Origin of the sequence: Pseudomonas sp. VA159-2 (genome assembly GCF_024126635.1) — a bacterium.
Lineage (GTDB): Bacteria > Pseudomonadota > Gammaproteobacteria > Pseudomonadales > Pseudomonadaceae > Aquipseudomonas > Aquipseudomonas muyukensis.
The window spans coordinates 1-16962 of the sequence record NZ_JAMYBV010000036.1 but is presented as its reverse complement, the minus strand read 5'-3'; the positions used below and the strand labels follow the sequence as shown (position 1 = coordinate 16962).

Below are 16962 nucleotides of genomic sequence, written 5' to 3'. Positions count from 1 at the left end.
GGTCCGTAGGCGCCAGCCTTGTCGGCTCAGGGCCGGGCGTTGATCTGCTGCTGCAGGTTCTGGATCTGGCTCTGCAAGGTGCTGATGTTGCGGGTGGTCTGGCCACGGAAGGCGTCGAACTCCTGCACCGAGGCACCGCCGGCCGCTGGCGCCGGGCGGTTGTCGACCTGGCTCTTGAGCACCAGCACATCCTGCTCCAGGCTGGCGATCGCCGCGCTCGGATTGCCCTGCTTCTTCAACGCCGCCACCTCGTTGCTCAGGCTCTTGAGCTGGCCATCCAGCTTGCCGCCGTCCACCTGCCCCGACTTCAGCGCCGTCAACTCGGCGTTCACCGCCTTGAGCTGAGCCTGCAACTGGCCCTGCAACTCGGTCACGGCTTTTTGCTGCTCGCGGGTGTCGGCCAGCACCTGCTCCAGGCGCTTGCCCAAGTCGCCCGCCTGGCCGGCGACGCCCTGCTGCTGCTTGCCCTGCTCGGCCAACGAGGCCTGCAACTGGCGAATCTGCAGCTTCAACGCCTCACTGCCGGTGCTGTTGCTCGACTCGCTGGCCGCGACCTTGCCGCTGATTGCCTGCAACCGCCCGGCGGCTTCTTCGCTGATGCGGGCGAAGCTTTCCTGGGTGGCGATCAATTGCTGCTCCATCAGCGAAATCTGCTGGAAGCTCCACCAACCCAGCCCCGCCAGGGCAATAAACGAGGCGCCGAGCAACGCCCACAGCGGCCCATTGCTGCGGGGACGCGCGGCCTTCTGGCGGCTGCGCGCCACGTGGGCAGGCAGCAGTTCGTCATCATCAGGGGTGCCGGCCCGCAGGGTGGGCACTTCGTCGAAATCGTCGTGGGCGTCATTACGCATGGATGTAGTCAACCGCAGTAGTAGCAAAGAGGCATGAGTATAAACCGCCTGGGCAGCGCACTGATGACCATCATCCCGCCCACAGGTTCAGCGCTGGCCCGGCTGGGCCTGCCACCAGGCGCAGAATTCATCCAGCGCCGCCCACACCTCGACCTTGGGTCGGTAGTCCAGGTACTGGCGGGCGCGGCTGATATCGAGGGTGAAATCGCGGCTCATCACCTGCATCGCGGTACGGCTCAAGGTCGGCTGCGGGCGCCCGGGCCACAGCAGGCAGGCAGCCTCGTTCAGCGCCGCCAGGCTGTAGCCCAGGCCATAGGCGCGGTAGCGGGTGACCTGGGGCAGCTGCATGCGGCGCATGACATAGTTGATCACGTCCCACAACGGCAGCGGATGGCCGTTGCTGATGTTGTAGGCCTGCCCCAGCGCCTGCTCCTCGGCGAACAGCGCGCTGAGCAAGGCCTCGTTGAGGTTGTGCACGCAGGTGAAGTCGACCTTGTTCAGGCCATTGCCGATGATCGCCACCCGGCCCTTGCGCTGCATGTGCATCAGCCGCGGGAAAATACTCGTATCACCGGCGCCAGTGACGAAGCGCGGTCGCAACGCCAGCACCTCGAGGCCGAACTCCTGGGCGCCGAACACCTTCTGCTCGGCCAGGTGCTTGGTCAGCGCGTAGTGGTCGTGGAAACGCCGCGGTACCTGGTCCTCGCGGATATCCCGTTGCCCACGGCCGTTGAAGTAGATCGACGGCGACGACAGGTGCACCAGGCGCCGCACGTGCTCCTTCAGGCAGCCCTCGACCACGTTCTCGGTGAGCACCACGTTGCCCTGGTGGAAGTCCTGGTAGCGCCCCCAGGTGCCCACGGCGCCCGCGCAATGCACCACCGCGTCGACGCCCTGGCACAGGCGCCGGGCCAGTTCGGCATCGCCCAGGTCGCCGGGAATGAACTGCGCCCCGCGCTTGACCAGGTGTTCCACCCCTTCCGCCCGCCGGCCGTTGACCCGCACCTCCAGGCCCTGCTCCAGGGCAAAGCGCGCAAAGCGCCCGCCAATGAAGCCGCTCGCGCCGGTGACCAGAATTCGCATGTAAGACTCCGCCTTGCCTGATATCGGATGCAACTGACGCACGCCGCGCCTACAACGGCACCAGCCAGTCCCGGGCCGAATGGCGCAGGTGTTCGGTCAGCTGGGCGAGCAGTTGCCCGCCATTGCGCCAATGATGCCAGTACAGCGGCACATCGATGGGGGTATCGCTGCAGATTTCCACCAACTCGCCACCGGCCAGTTGCTCGGCCACCTGCCGCTCGGGCACCAGGCCCCAGCCCAGGCCGGCCTCGGTCATGCGCAAGAAACCCTCGGAAGACGGGCACAGATGGTGCAGGAAACCATCCTCGATACCCAGTGAGGCCAGGTAGCGGTGCTGCAGGAAGTCATCGGGGCCGAACACGATCGCCGGGGTCCGCGCCAGGCGCGCGACCTCGAAACCGTTGGGGAAATAGCGCGCCATGAACCCGGGGCTGGCCAGCGCCCGGTAGCGCATCGCCCCCAGCGCCAAGCTGCGTGCGCCAGCCACCGGACGCTCGCTACCGCACAGGCAAGCCGCCACCTCGCCGGCACGCATGCGCTTGAGGCCCACGTCCTGATCCTCGACCACCAGGTCCAGCAGCAACTGCTGCTCGGCGCAGAACGCCCCCACTGCGCCCGCCCACCAGGTCGCCAGGCTGTCGGCGTTGAGCGCCACGCGCAGGCGTTCGGGCATGCCCTCTTCGTCCAGCGCCGGCACCTGGCGCTGCAAGTCGCGCTCGAGCAGACGCACCTGCTGCACATGGTTGAGCAACTGGCGCCCGACCTCGGTCGGGCTCGGCGGTGTCGCCCGCACCAGCACCGGTTGGCCGACCCGCGCCTCGAGCAGCTTGATGCGTTGCGAGATGGCCGATTGCGACAGCCCCAGCACCTGGGCAGCACGCTCGAAGCCGGCTTGTTCGATCACCGCGGCGAGGGCGGCGAGCAGCTTGTAGTCGAACATCGATTTCTCTAATGATGGATCAGCTCTATTTGTTTTTCTTATACCGCCGCGCCCGCCACAATGGCCACATCTTTCTTGTAATCAGCGCCAGCGGCAACGTCGGCGCCAGTGGAGTGTTCCTCACATGTGGCAAAGCTATCTCAACGGCATGCTGGTGGCCTTCGGCCTGATCATGGCTATCGGCGCGCAGAACGCCTTCGTCCTGGCGCAAAGCCTGCGCCGCGAGCATCACCTGCCGGTGGCGGCGCTGTGTGTGGTCTGCGACGCGCTGCTGGTGGCCGCCGGGGTGTTCGGCCTGGCCACGGTGCTGGCCCATAACCCGACGCTGTTGGCGGTGGCGCGCTGGGGTGGCGCGCTGTTCCTGCTTTGGTACGGCGCCAAGGCGCTGCGCAGCGCCTGCTCGAAGCAGAGCCTGCAGCACCAGCAGGGCCAGGGCCAGCGTTCGCGCCGCGCGGTACTGCTCAGCGCCCTGGCGGTGACCCTGCTCAACCCTCACGTATACCTGGACACCGTGCTGCTGATCGGCTCGCTCGGTGCCCAGCAGAGCGTGCCCGGCGCTTATGTGGCGGGGGCGGCCAGCGCCTCGCTGGTGTGGTTCTCGACCCTGGCCATCGGCGCCGCCTGGCTGGCGCCGTGGCTGGCCCGGCCAACGACCTGGCGGCTGCTGGACCTGATGGTGGCGGTGATGATGTTCGCGGTAGCGGCGCAGTTGATTTTCAACTGAAGCGAATGGATTACACGCCTCGCGGTAGGAGCGGCCAAGGCGTCGGCCGGCCGCAAAGGGCCGCCAAGCGACCCCGGCGATCTGCGGATCAACGCTGAAATCCCGGGGCTGCTGCAGCCCGTTCGCGACGCAAGGCCGCTCCTACAGGGATTGCACAGCACCTGAGAGGGCCCGCCTGTCGCTCCCGACAAACCGCTCTGGAACCTCTATTCCCTATAGATGTTGCGTGGTTAAGCGCCGGGGCCGGTGCTATGATCCAGCCCTTGCGTCGCAAAGAGTACAAACTCGTCGACGCTCATGGGCCGCCCGTGATCGGCCTTGCGCAAACCGCAAACAGACCTGAATCAGGAGATCCACCATGGCTTTTGAATTGCCGCCGCTGCCCTACGCCCACGATGCCCTGCAGCCGCACATCTCCAAGGAAACCCTGGAGTTCCACCACGACAAGCACCACAACACCTATGTCGTGAACCTGAACAACCTGGTCCCAGGCACCGAATTCGAAGGCAAGACCCTGGAAGAGATCGTCAAGACCTCTTCGGGCGGCATCTTCAACAACGCCGCTCAAGTCTGGAACCACACCTTCTACTGGAACTGCCTGGCGCCAAACGCCGGCGGCCAACCGACCGGTGCCCTGGCCGAGGCCATCAACGCCGCCTTCGGTTCCTTCGACAAGTTCAAGGAAGAGTTCACCAAGGTGTCCGTCGGCACCTTCGGCTCCGGCTGGGGCTGGCTGGTGAAGAAGGCTGACGGCTCCCTGGCCCTGGCCAGCACCATCGGCGCCGGCAACCCGCTGACCAGCGGCGACACCCCGCTGCTGACCTGCGACGTCTGGGAACACGCCTACTACATCGACTACCGCAACCTGCGTCCGAAGTACGTCGAGGCGTTCTGGAACCTGGTCAACTGGAAGTTCGTAGCCGAGCAGTTCGAAGGCAAGACCTTCACGGCCTGAGTCTTTCAGTGCTGAACAAAAAACCCGGCCTTGCGCCGGGTTTTTTTATGCCGGCGCCGACAGCTGCCGGGCGATTTGCCCGCCCGGGGCCTCGCCCCTCTTGCTCAGCCGGCATAGCGCGCTAACATCAACTTCTGGAAAGTTGACGCAGCGCACTCAAGTCGCATGACCGCCCAACCGATACAGAGCCAAGGGCACATCGGTCGATAGTCTGTCGCCATGGTTGATGGCAAAATAATGGCATGCGCATGGATTAAGGAAACCCCATTGAAGCTGGAATTTCGCAACAGCTTGTCGGTCAAGTTGCTCAGGGTGGTGTTGCTCTCGGCGTTGGCTGTCGGCGTCGTGCTCAGCTGTGCGCAGATCGTCTACGACGCCTACAAGACCCGCCAGTCGGTGAACAACGACGCCCAGCGCATCCTCGACATGTTCCGCGACCCCTCGACCCAGGCGGTGTACAGCCTCGACCGGGAAATGGGCATGCAGGTGATGGAAGGCCTGTTCCAGGACCAGGCCGTGCGCATGGCCTCCATCGGCCACCCCAACGAAACCATGCTGGCGGAAAAATCCCGGCCCCTGCAGGACATGTCCATGCGCTGGCTGACCGACCTGATCCTTGGCCAGGAACGCACCTACACCACGCAACTGGTCGGCCGTGGCCCCTACAGCGAATATTACGGCGACCTGAGCATCACCCTCGATACTTCGGGCTACGGCGAAGGTTTTCTGATCAATGCAGTGATCATCTTCATCTCCGGGGTGCTGCGCGCCCTGGCCATGGGCCTGGTGCTGTACCTGGTGTACCACTGGCTGCTGACCAAGCCGCTGTCGAAGATCATCGAGCACCTCACCCAGATCAACCCAGACCGCCCCAGCCAGCACCAGATCCCGCAGCTCAAGGGCCACGAACGCAACGAGCTGGGCATCTGGGTCAACACCGCCAACCAGCTGCTGGCCTCCATCGAGCGCAACACCCACTTGCGCCATGAAGCCGAGAACAGCCTGCAACGCATGGCCCAGTACGACTTCCTCACCGGCCTGCCCAACCGCCAGCAGTTGCAGCAGCAACTGGACAAGATCCTGGTCGACGGCGGCCGCCTGCAACGCCGCGTCGCCGTGCTGTGCGTGGGCCTGGACGACTTCAAGGGCATCAACGAGCAGTTCAGCTACCAGGTCGGCGACCAACTGCTGCTGGCCCTGGCCGACCGCCTGCGCGCCCACAGTGGCCGCCTCGGCGCCCTGGCGCGGCTCGGCGGCGACCAGTTCGCCCTGGTCCAGGCCAACATCGAGCAACCCTACGAGGCCGCCGAACTGGCCCAGAGCATCCTCGATGACCTCGAGGCGCCGTTCGACCTCGACCAGCAGCAGATTCGCCTGCGCGCCACCATCGGCATCACCCTGTTCCCCGAGGACGGCGACAGCACCGAGAAACTGCTGCAAAAGGCCGAGCAGACCATGACCCTGGCCAAGGCCCGCTCACGCAACCGCTATCAGTTCTACATCGCCAGCGTCGACAGCGAGATGCGCCGGCGCCGCGAACTGGAAAAGGACCTGCGCGAAGCCCTGCCGCGCAACCAGCTGTACCTGGTGTACCAACCGCAGATCAGCTACCGCGACCACCGCGTGGTCGGCGTCGAGGCCCTGCTGCGCTGGCAGCACCCGGAGCTGGGCATGGTCCCGCCCGACCAGTTCATTCCCCTGGCCGAGCAGAACGGCAGCATCATCAGCATCGGCGAATGGGTGCTCGACCAGGCCTGCCGGCAACTGCGCGAGTGGCACGACCTGGGCTTCGGCGAGCTGCGCATGGCGGTCAACCTGTCCACCGTGCAATTGCACCACAACGAGTTGCCGCGGGTGGTCAACAACCTGCTGCAGGCCTACCGCCTGCCGCCGCGCAGCCTGGAGCTGGAAGTCACCGAGACCGGCCTGATGGAAGACATCAGCACCGCCGCCCAGCACCTGCTCAGCCTTCGCCGCTCCGGCGCGCTGATCGCCATCGACGACTTCGGCACCGGCTACTCCTCGCTCAGCTACCTGAAATCGCTGCCGCTGGACAAGATCAAGATCGACAAGAGCTTCGTTCAGGACCTGCTCGACGACGATGACGACGCCACCATCGTTCGCGCCATCATCCAGCTGGGCAAGAGCCTGGGCATGCAGGTGATCGCCGAGGGCGTGGAAACCGCCGAGCAGGAAAGCTACATCATTGCCCAGGGTTGTCACGAAGGTCAGGGCTACCACTACAGCAAGCCTTTGTCGGCCCGCGAGCTGACCCACTTCCTCAAGCAGGCGCAACGCGACCAGGTGTCCGCGCTGTAACCCCCGGCTGGCCTTGGCGCCACCGCGCAAACGGGCGTTTGCATGAAATGCGCGCCCGACCCTTTACAGCAAATGCAAATCTTTCGCATGATGTCACGGTTTCGCGTGCCACGGCGCACGGCCCACCCTTGGTCCCACCACACGACGCAGGAAACCAACAATGATTCGAATGCCTCTGGCCTCCGCCAGTCTGCTGGCCATCGCCATCGCCCTCGCCGGTTGCGGCGAAGGCAAGGATGACAAGGCCGCCGCGCCGCAAGCCCAGGCACCTGCCGCCGCCAGCACCAGCGCCGCAGCAGGCGCGGTCGACGAAGCCGCCGCCAAGGCCGTGGTCAAGCATTACGCCGAAATGGTCCACGCCGTGTACAGCGACTCGCTGAGCACCGCCAAGCAGCTGCAAAGCGCCGTCGACGCCTTCCTCGCCAAGCCCGACGACCAGACCCTCAAGGCCGCCAAGGACGCCTGGGCTGCCGCCCGTGTGCCTTACCTGCAGAGCGAAGTGTTCCGCTTCGGCAACACCATCATCGACGACTGGGAAGGCCAGGTGAACGCCTGGCCCCTGGACGAAGGCCTGATCGACTACGTCGACAAGAGCTACGAGCACGCCCTGGGCAACCCGGCGGCCAACGCCAACATCATCGCCAACACCGAGATCCAGGTGGGCGAAGACAAGATCGACGTCAAGGCCATCACCCCCGAGAAGCTCGCCAGCCTCAACGAACTGGGCGGCTCGGAAGCCAACGTCGCCACCGGCTACCACGCCATCGAATTCCTGCTCTGGGGCCAGGACCTCAACGGCACCGGCCCAGGCGCGGGCAACCGCCCGGCCTCGGACTACCTCGAAGGCAAGGGCGCCACGGGCGGGCACAACGACCGTCGCCGCGCCTACCTCAAGGCGGTCACCGACCTGCTGGTCAAGGACCTCGAGGAAATGGTCGGCAACTGGGCACCGAACGTCGCCGACAACTACCGCGCCACCCTGGAAAACGAGCCGGGCAACGATGGCCTGCGCAAGATGCTGTTCGGCATGGGCAGCCTGTCGCTGGGCGAACTGGCCGGCGAGCGCATGAAGGTCTCGCTGGAAGCCAACTCGCCGGAAGACGAGCATGACTGCTTCAGCGACAACACCCACTACTCGCACTTCTACGACGCCAAGGGCATCCGCAACGTCTACCTGGGCGAGTACACCCGTGTCGACGGCAGCAAGCTGAGCGGCCCGAGCCTGTCGTCGCTGGTGGCCAAGGTCGACCCGGCCACCGACGCCACCCTCAAGGCCGACCTGGAAGCCACCGAGGCCAAGATCCAGGTGATCGTCGACCACGCGCTCAAGGGCGAGCACTACGACCAGCTGATCGCCGCCGACAATGCCGCCGGCAACCAGATCGTGCGTGACGCCATCGCCTCGCTGGTCAAGCAGACCGGCGCGATCGAGCAGGCAGCGGGCAAGCTGGGCATTGCCAACCTGAACCCAGACACCGCCGATCACGAGTTCTGATCAGCGCCAGCGGTTCAGCAGAGGCGGCCTTCGGGCCGCCTTTTTCATTTCCAGCACCACCAGCGCCCCCTGTAGGAGCGGCCTTGCCGAGGCGTCGGACCGGTCGGAAAGGGCCGCAGCGCGGCCCCGGGTTATTCGCGTTGATGCACAGAGCCTGGGGCTGCTTTGCAGCCCTTTCGCGACACGAGGCCGCTCCTACATGTACCGTGCGCGCCGATAGGCCAGCTGACATTGATTTCATCCAGCAATTGCAAATTGCTCTTATTCAAACACCCCCGGCCTGATAAGCTTGCACGCCGGTTTTTCGCCCATGCCCAGGATCCTCGATGTCCGTGCTCCGCCTAAGCCCCCTGCTGCTGGCCCTCGCCCTCGCCGCCTGTGACGACGCCCCGCGTTTCACCCAGGCCGAGCCCGGCGAAGCCCTCGCCGGTGGCAAGGCAACCGTGCAGCGCAGCGACCGCAACGCCTACTCGCTGCCCTCGGCCAACCTCAGCCCCGAGCGGCGCCTGGACTTCGCGGTGGGCAACAGCTTCTTTCGCAACCCCTGGGTCATCGCCCCGTCCACCACTACCGCCCGCGACGGCCTCGGCCCGCTGTTCAATACCAACGCCTGCCAGAACTGCCACGTGCGCGATGGCCGCGGCCACCCGCCCGAGCCGGGCGACAGCAACGCAGTGTCGATGCTGGTGCGCCTGTCGATCCCCGACCAGCCCTACCACGCCCGCGAAATCGAACGCCTGGGCGTGGTCCCCGAGCCGGTCTACGGCACCCAGTTGCAGGACATGGCCATCCCCGGCGTGATGCCGGAGGGCAAGGTACGGGTGAGCTACGACCAGCAGCGGGTCACCTTCCAGGATGGCCATGCCGTCGAACTGCGTCGCCCAAGCCTGCAGATCAGCCAGCTCGGCTACGGCCCGTTGCACCCGGACACGCGCTTTTCGGCGCGGGTTGCCCCACCGATGATCGGCCTCGGCCTGCTCGAAGCGATTGCCGAAGCCGACCTGCTCGCCAATGAAGACCCTGACGATCGCAACCGCGACGGCATTCGCGGGCGCGCCAACCGGGTGTGGGACGATGCCCAGGGCAAGACCGTGGTCGGCCGCTTCGGCTGGAAGGCCGGCCAGCCCAACGTCAACCAGCAGAACGTGCACGCCTTCGCCGGCGACATGGGCCTGACCACCGGCCTGCTGCCCAAGGACGACTGCACCCCGGCGCAGGTCGCCTGCCTGGCCGCGCCCAACGGCGATGGCCAGGACGGCGAGAAGGAGGTCAGCGACAACATCCTGCGCCTGGTCACCTTCTATACCCGCAACCTCGGCGTGCCGGCCCGCCGCGACGTCGGCGCGCCCCAGGTGCTGGCCGGCAAGAACCTGTTCTTCCAGGCGGGCTGCCAGGCCTGCCACACCCCGCAGTTCACCACCGCCGCCAACGCCGCCGAACCAGAGCTGGCCGGCCAGGTGATCCGCCCCTACAGCGACTTGCTGCTGCACGACATGGGCCCGGGGCTGAGCGACGAACGCACCGAATTTGCCGCCAACGGCCAGGACTGGCGTACCCCGCCCTTGTGGGGGATCGGCCTGAGCCAGACCGTCAGCGGCCACAGCCAGTTCCTGCATGACGGCCGTGCCCGCAACCTGCTCGAGGCCGTGCTCTGGCACGGCGGCGAGGCCCAGGCAGCGCGCGACCATGTACTGACGTTCAATGCCGAGCAACGCGCCGCGCTGCTGGCCTTCCTGAATTCACTTTAAACCGCACAAGGAGCCGGGCATGTTCCGACCCAAACTGTTGTTCACCAGCCTCGCCGCCCTCGCCCTCGGCGCCTGCTCGCCGCAGGACCCGCAAGCCGTGACCTCGGCCGCCATTGCCAAGCAGGTGATCCTGCCGACCTACAGCCGCTGGGTCGAAGCCGACCGCGCGCTGGCCGCCAGCGCCCTGGCCTATTGCGAAGGCAAGGAAGACCTGGAAAAAGCCCGCGCCGACTTCCTCAACGCGCAAAAAGCCTGGGCCGAGCTGCAACCGTTGCTGGTCGGCCCGCTGGCCGAGGGCAACCGCGCCTGGCAAGTGCAGTTCTGGCCAGACAAGAAGAACCTGGTCGGTCGCCAGGTCGAGCAGCTGGTAGCCGCGGACAAACCGATGGACGCCGAGTCGCTGGGCAAGGCCAGCGTCGTGGTGCGCGGTTTGTCGGCTTACGAATACATCCTGTTCGACAGCAAGCCGGACATCGCCACGGCCGAGCAGAAGGCCCGCTACTGCCCGCTGCTGGTGGCCATCGGCGAACACCAGAAGGCCCTGGCCGAAGAGATCCTCAAGGGCTGGAACAGCACCGACGGCATGCTCTCGCAGATGACCAAGTTCCCCAACCAGCGCTATGCCGACTCCCACGAGGCCATCGCCGACCTGCTGCGTGCCCAGGTGACCGCCCTGGACACCCTGAAGAAAAAGCTCGGCGCACCGATGGGCCGCCTGAGCAAGGGCATCGTGCAGCCGCTGCAGGCAGAAGCCTGGCGCAGCCATTCTTCGATCAAGAGCCTGGAAGCCTCGCTCAAGGCCGCCCAGACGGTGTGGGTCGGGGTCGACAACCAGGGCCTGCGTGGCCTGCTGGGCAAGGACCAGGCAGCGCTGGCGCAAAAGATCGACGACGCCTACGCCAACGCCCTCAAGCTGCTGGGCGACAACCAGAAGACCCTGGGCGAACTGCTGGCCGACGACGCCGGCAAGCAAACCCTCAACCAGATCTACGATGCCCTCAACGTCGTCCACCGCCTGCACGAAGGCGAGCTGGCCAAGGCGCTGAACATCCAACTGGGCTTCAACGCCAACGACGGTGACTGATCATGCTGCGACGCCAGGCCCTGAAACTCGGTAGCGTATTGCTCAGCGCCCTGACCCTGGGCGGCTGGAGCCTGTTTCGCAACAAAGGCAGCGAACCCTTGCTGCTCTCGGCGCGCGACGACGGCGACGGCAGGCATTATGCCGTCGGGTTCCGCCTGGACGGCACCCAGGTGTTCAGCACCCAGGTGGCCCAGCGTTGCCACGCGATCATCAACCACCCTGCGCTGCCCATCGCGCTGTTCGTCGCCCGTCGGCCCGGTACCGAGAGCTACCTGATCGACCTGCGTGACGGGCGCCTGCTGCAGACCGTCGCCTCGCAGCCACACCGGCATTTTTATGGCCATGCGGTGATCCACCAGGACGGCGAGTGGCTGTATGCCACCGAGAACGACACCCGCGACCCTGGGCGCGGTGTGCTCGGTGTCTACCGCTTCGAAGGCGAACGCCTGGTGCACAGCGGCGAGATCCCGACCCACGGCATCGGCCCCCACGAAGTGGCCTGGCTGCCGGACGGCGAGACCTTGGTGGTGGCCAACGGCGGTATCCGCACCGAGGCCGAGAGCCGGGTCGAGATGAACCTCGATGCCATGCAGCCGAGCCTGGTGCTGATGCAGCGCGATGGCACCCTGCTGAGCAAGGAGACCCTGGCCCAGCAGATGAACAGCGTGCGCCACCTGGCGGTGGGCAGCGACGGCACCATCGCCGCCTGCCAGCAGTTCATGGGGGACGCGCACGAGACCGCCGAGCTGCTGGCGATCAAGCGCCCGGGCGAGCCGTTCAAGGCCTTCCCAGTGCCTGAGCGGCAATTGCAGGCGATGGCCCAGTACACCGCCAGCGTGGCCATCCACAGCGACCTGCGCCTGGTGGCGCTGACCGCCCCGCGGGCCAACCGCCTGTTCATCTGGGACCTGGACAGCGGCGCGGTCAAGCTCGACGCGCCGATGCCCGACTGCGCCGGGGTCGGCGCGGTGAAGGATGGCTTTGTGGTCACCTCCGGGCAAGGCCGCTGCCGCTTCTACGATTGCCGCCAGGCTGAGTTGATCGGCCAGCCGATGAACCTGCCGTCCGGGTTCTGGGACAACCACCTGCACCTGGCCTGATGTCGCGGGCAAGCGCTGTGCTCCTCCCGTAGGAGCCAGCCTTGCTGGCGAACCAGGCGACGCGGTGCCTGGTACCGGCAGCGCCAGATACAGTTGCTGCCAGTACCAGGCCCACCGTGGCCTCTCGCTTCGGCCTTCAGCGGCTTGTTCCTCCCCTTTTTTCAAAAACCGACGATACTTTCCCCACCGCACGTGGGTCGCATCGCCCGTGCTCGTGCCCGCTGCATAACCTCACATCCAGAGAACCGGACCATGTTGCGCCGCCGCATGCTGATCATGTTGGCCGTCGTCCTGCTGATCGTGTTGATCCTGGGAGGCATCAAAGCCTTTTCCATCTACCAGCAGGTGCAGATGTTTTCCCAGCCCAAGCCGCCGGTCAGTGTCGCCGCGGCCCAGGCCGAGCTGCGCCAGTGGCAGGAGCGCCTGCCGGCGGTCGGCAGCCTCAAGGCCTACCAGGGCGTCGAGCTGAGCCTGGAGGTGGCCGGCACGGTCAGGTCGCTGCATTTCCAATCCGGCCAGCAGGTCAAGGCCGGGCAACTGCTGCTGCAACTGGACAGCGACCAGGAAACCGCCCTGCTCGGCACCGCCCAGGCCGACCTGGGCCTGGCCAAGGTCGACTTCGGCCGCGGCAGCCAGCTGGTCGGCGACTCGGCCATCTCCCGCGGTGAGTTCGACCGCCTCACCGCCCAGTACCGGCGCAACCAGGCGGTGGTCGACCAGCTCAAGGCCTCGCTGGCGAAAAAGAGCATCAGTGCCCCGTTCAGCGGCACCATCGGCATCCGCCAGGTGGATGTCGGCGCCTACCTGGCCAGCGGCACGGTGATCGCCACCCTGCAGGACCTGTCCAGCCTCTACGTCGACTTCAACGTGCCCGAGCAGGCCCTGCCCCACCTGAACCTGGGCCAGCGGGTGCTGGCCCAGGTGGCCGCCTATCCCGGGCAGACCTTCCCCGCCAGCCTCAGCGCGATCAACCCCAAGGTCGACGAGAACACCCGCAACCTGCTGGTCCGCGCCACCCTGGCCAACCCAGACGGCAAGCTGCTGCCGGGCATGTTCGCCAGCCTCCAGCTGCTGCTGCCCGACCCGCAACAGCAGGTGGTGGTGCCTGAGAACGCCATCACCTACACCCTGTACGGCAACTCGGTGTACCGGATCAGCCAGAAGCGCAACGAGGACGGCCAGGTGCAGCACGATGCCGAGGGCCAGACCAGCCTGGTCGCCGAGCAACGCACCGTGCAGACCGGCGAGCGCCGCGAGGGCTGGGTGGTGATACTCAAGGGCTTGCAGGCCGGCGACCAGGTGGTGACCGCCGGCCAGCTCAAGCTCAGCCCGGGCGCGGCGATCCGCATCAGCGCCGACCAGGCCCTCAAGCCCGCCGCGCCGGGCGCGAACTGAACGGGAGGCTGGCATGGCGTTCACCGACCCGTTCATCCGTCGCCCGGTGCTGGCCAGCGTGGTCAGCCTGCTGATCCTGCTGCTGGGGCTGCAAGCCTGGAGCAAGCTGCAGATCCGCCAGTATCCGCAAATGGAGAACGCCCTGATCACGGTGACCACCGCCTACCCCGGGGCCAACGCCGAGACCATCCAGGGCTATATCACCCAACCCCTGCAACAGAGCCTGGCCAGCGCCGACGGCATCGACTACATGACGTCGGTGAGCCGGCAGAACTTCTCGATCATCTCGGTCTACGCGCGCATCGGCGCCGACAGCGACCGTCTGTTCACCCAGTTGCTGGCCAAGGCCAACGAGGTGCGCAACAAGCTGCCCCAGGACGCCGAAGACCCGGTACTGAGCAAGGAGGCGGCCGACGCCTCGGCGCTGATGTACCTGAGTTTCTACAGCCAGCAGATGAGCAACCCACAGATCACCGACTACCTGTCGCGGGTGATCCAGCCCAAGCTGGCCACCTTGCCCGGCATGGCCGAGGCCGAGATCCTCGGCAACCAGGTGTTCGCCATGCGCATCTGGATCGACCCGGTGAAGCTGGCCGGTTTCGGCCTGTCGGCGGTGGAGGTGACCAATGCCGTGCGCCGCTACAACTTCCTCGCCGCTGCCGGCGAGGTGAAGGGCCAGTACGTGGTCACCAGCATCAACGCCACCACCGAGCTGAAGTCCGCCGAGGCCTTCGCCGCCCTGCCGGTCAAGACCGCTGGCGACACCCGGGTGTTGCTCGGCGATGTGGCACGGGTGGAGATGGGGGCGGAGAACTACGACACGGTCAGTTCCTTCGACGGCACGCCGTCGGTGTACATCGGCATCAAGGCCACCCCGGCGGCCAACCCGCTGGAGGTGATCAAGGAAGTGCGCCGGCTCATGCCACAGCTGGAGGAGGAGTTGCCGGCCAACCTCAAGGTGTCGATCGCCTATGACGCCACGCTGTTCATCCAGGCCTCGATCGACGAGGTGATCAAGACCCTCGGCGAGGCGGTGCTGATCGTCATCGTCGTGGTGTTCCTGTTCCTCGGCGCGCTGCGCTCGGTGCTGATCCCGGTGGTGACCATCCCGCTGTCGATGATCGGCGTGCTGTTCTTCATGCAGATGATGGGCTACTCGCTGAACCTGCTGACGCTGCTGGCCATGGTCCTGGCCATCGGCCTGGTGGTGGACGACGCCATCGTCGTGGTGGAGAACATCCACCGTCATATCGAGGAAGGCAAGACGCCGCGCCAGGCCGCCTTGGAAGGCGCCCGCGAGATCGCCGTGCCGGTGGTGTCGATGACCATCACCCTGGCGGCGGTGTACGCGCCGATCGGCTTTCTCACCGGGCTGACCGGCGCGCTGTTCAAGGAATTCGCCCTGACCCTGGCCGGCGCGGTGGTGATCTCCGGCGTGGTGGCGCTGACCTTGTCGCCGATGATGTGCGCCCTGTTGCTACGCCACGAACAGAACCCCAGCGGCCTGGCCCACCGCCTGGACCTGATCTTCGATAGCCTGAAGCTGCGCTATCAACGCCTGTTGCACGGCACCCTGGACAGTCGCCCGGTGGTGCTGGTGTTCGCCGTGCTGATCTTGTGCCTGATCCCGGTGCTGCTGATGTTCACCCGCAACGAGCTGGCCCCGGACGAGGACCAGGGGGTGATCTTCATGATGAGCAGCTCGCCGCAGACCGCCAACCTGGACTACCTCAACGCCTACACTGACCAGTTCACCCCGCTGTTCAAGCGCTTCCCCGAGTACTACTCGTCGTTCCAGATCAACGGTTTCAATGGTGTGCAAAGCGGTATCGGCGGCTTTCTGCTCAAGCCGTGGAACGAGCGCGAGCGTACGCAGATGCAGCTGCTGCCGCTGGTGCAGGCGCAGCTTGAGCAGATCGGCGGCCTGCAGATCTTTGGGTTCAACCTGCCGTCGCTGCCCGGCACTGGCGAGGGCTTGCCGTTCCAGTTCGTGATCAACACCGCCGGCGACTATCCGGCCCTGCTGGATGTGGCCCAGCGGGTCAAGGAACGTGCCCAAGCCTCGGGCAAGTTCGCCTTCCTCGATATCGACCTGGCCTTCGACAAGCCCGAGGTGGTGGTCGACATCGACCGGGCCAAGGCCGCGCAGATGGGCGTGTCGATGGACACCCTGGGCGGTACCCTGGCGACGCTGCTGGGCGAGGGCGAGATCAACCGTTTTACCCTCGAGGGCCGCAGCTACAAGGTGATTGCCCAGGTGGAGCGGCCCTACCGCGCCAACCCTGGCTGGCTGAACAACTACTACGTGAAGAACGAGCAAGGCCAGTTGTTGCCACTGTCGACCCTGATCACCCTCAGCGACCGCGCCCGGCCGCGCCAGCTCAACCAGTTCCAGCAGCTCAACTCGGCGATTATCCAGGGGGTGCCGATGGTGAGCATGGGCGAGGCGCTGGAGACGGTGCGCGCCATCGCCCGCGAGGAAGCGCCCGAGGGCTTCTCGGTGGACTATGCCGGGACGGCGCGGCAGTTCGTCCAGGAGGGTAGCGCGCTGTGGGTGACCTTTGGCCTGGCGCTGGCGATCATCTTCCTGGTGCTGGCGGCGCAGTTCGAGAGTTTCCGTGATCCGCTGGTGATCCTGGTGACGGTGCCGTTGTCCATCTGCGGGGCGCTGCTGCCGTTGTTCCTGGGGGTGTCGAGCATGAACATCTATACCCAGGTGGGGTTGGTGACCTTGATCGGGCTGATTACCAAGCACGGGATTCTCATTGTCGAATTTGCCAATCAGTTGCGCGAGGAGAAGGGGCTTGGGGTGCGTGAGGCGATCGAGGAGGCGGCGGCGATTCGCCTGCGGCCGGTGCTGATGACCACGGCGGCCATGGTATTTGGCATGGTGCCGCTGATTCTGGCGACGGGGGCGGGGGCGGTGAGTCGGTTCGATATCGGGACGGTGATTGCTACCGGGATGTCGATTGGGACGCTGTTTACGTTGTTTGTGTTGCCTTGCATTTATACGGTTTTGGCGCATAAGGGGGGGCGGGGTGGGGGGTGATGGGGTCGGGGTCGGGGTCGGGGTCGGGGTCGGGGTCGGGGTCGGGGTCGGGGTCGGGGTCGGGGTCGGTAGGGATTGTTTTGATTTTTTTATGCGCATTCGTAGATGATGTCGACATTTAGTCACCTTTTCGCCCTTACGGGAGGGTGTCAGAAATTTTGTGTTCGGGCATAACATGAGTAAGAGGTGCATGTATGCCAACCAAAAAGAAACCCCTGC

Annotated in this window: 12 protein-coding genes; 9 read left to right on the top strand and 3 right to left on the bottom strand. The window is 65.8% G+C overall.

All coding sequences use genetic code 11. The features are described 5' to 3' along the window. Nucleotides 1–26: 26 nt before the first annotated feature. The 3 genes from NJG22_RS22680 to NJG22_RS22670 all read right to left on the bottom strand — a co-directional run bounded on the left by NJG22_RS22680 (nucleotide 27) and on the right by NJG22_RS22670 (nucleotide 2874). Nucleotides 27–851 carry an ATPase gene (locus tag NJG22_RS22680; RefSeq protein WP_253097913.1) on the bottom strand — a complete coding sequence of 275 codons (825 nt, stop codon included), beginning with the start codon at nucleotides 849–851 and terminating at the stop codon, nucleotides 27–29. Between the two features lie 87 nt (nucleotides 852–938). Continuing rightward, nucleotides 939–1934: an NAD(P)-dependent oxidoreductase gene (locus NJG22_RS22675; protein ID WP_253097910.1), complete on the bottom strand. Its 996-nt coding sequence runs from the start codon at nucleotides 1932–1934 to the stop codon at nucleotides 939–941. Nucleotides 1935–1983: 49 nt separating this feature from the next. After that, nucleotides 1984–2874, bottom strand: a complete 891-nt coding sequence (locus tag NJG22_RS22670) for a LysR family transcriptional regulator ArgP (protein WP_253097908.1) — start codon at nucleotides 2872–2874, stop codon at nucleotides 1984–1986. Between the two features lie 124 nt (nucleotides 2875–2998). Here NJG22_RS22670 and NJG22_RS22665 point away from each other — a divergent pair, with 124 nt between their 5' ends. The 9 genes from NJG22_RS22665 to NJG22_RS22625 all read left to right on the top strand — a co-directional run bounded on the left by NJG22_RS22665 (nucleotide 2999) and on the right by NJG22_RS22625 (nucleotide 16743). Then, nucleotides 2999–3598 (top strand): LysE/ArgO family amino acid transporter, encoded by a 600-nt coding sequence (locus NJG22_RS22665; protein WP_217853079.1) that lies wholly within the window; start codon nucleotides 2999–3001, stop codon nucleotides 3596–3598. 358 nt (nucleotides 3599–3956) lie between these two features. After that, nucleotides 3957–4553 carry a Fe-Mn family superoxide dismutase gene (locus NJG22_RS22660; protein WP_253097906.1) on the top strand — a complete coding sequence of 199 codons (597 nt, stop codon included), beginning with the start codon at nucleotides 3957–3959 and terminating at the stop codon, nucleotides 4551–4553. A gap of 267 nt (nucleotides 4554–4820) precedes the next feature. Further along, entirely contained in the window at nucleotides 4821–6872 is a 2052-nt protein-coding gene (locus NJG22_RS22655; RefSeq protein ID WP_253097904.1) for a GGDEF domain-containing phosphodiesterase, read from the top strand. 160 nt (nucleotides 6873–7032) lie between these two features. Next, nucleotides 7033–8367: an imelysin family protein gene (locus NJG22_RS22650; protein ID WP_253097902.1), complete on the top strand. Its 1335-nt coding sequence runs from the start codon at nucleotides 7033–7035 to the stop codon at nucleotides 8365–8367. A 326-nt stretch (nucleotides 8368–8693) separates the two neighbouring features. Next, nucleotides 8694–10115: a di-heme oxidoredictase family protein gene (locus NJG22_RS22645; RefSeq protein ID WP_253097900.1), complete on the top strand. Its 1422-nt coding sequence runs from the start codon at nucleotides 8694–8696 to the stop codon at nucleotides 10113–10115. Nucleotides 10116–10134: 19 nt separating this feature from the next. Beyond that, nucleotides 10135–11199 (top strand): imelysin family protein, encoded by a 1065-nt coding sequence (locus tag NJG22_RS22640; RefSeq protein WP_253097899.1) that lies wholly within the window; start codon nucleotides 10135–10137, stop codon nucleotides 11197–11199. A gap of 2 nt (nucleotides 11200–11201) precedes the next feature. Continuing rightward, nucleotides 11202–12299, top strand: coding sequence for a DUF1513 domain-containing protein (locus NJG22_RS22635; RefSeq protein ID WP_253097890.1), 1098 nt, complete (start codon nucleotides 11202–11204; stop codon nucleotides 12297–12299). Between the two features lie 252 nt (nucleotides 12300–12551). Then, nucleotides 12552–13694 (top strand): efflux RND transporter periplasmic adaptor subunit, encoded by a 1143-nt coding sequence (locus NJG22_RS22630; RefSeq protein ID WP_253097888.1) that lies wholly within the window; start codon nucleotides 12552–12554, stop codon nucleotides 13692–13694. Between the two features lie 13 nt (nucleotides 13695–13707). Beyond that, nucleotides 13708–16743, top strand: coding sequence for a multidrug efflux RND transporter permease subunit (locus tag NJG22_RS22625; protein ID WP_253097886.1), 3036 nt, complete (start codon nucleotides 13708–13710; stop codon nucleotides 16741–16743). Nucleotides 16744–16962: the final 219 nt, after the last annotated feature.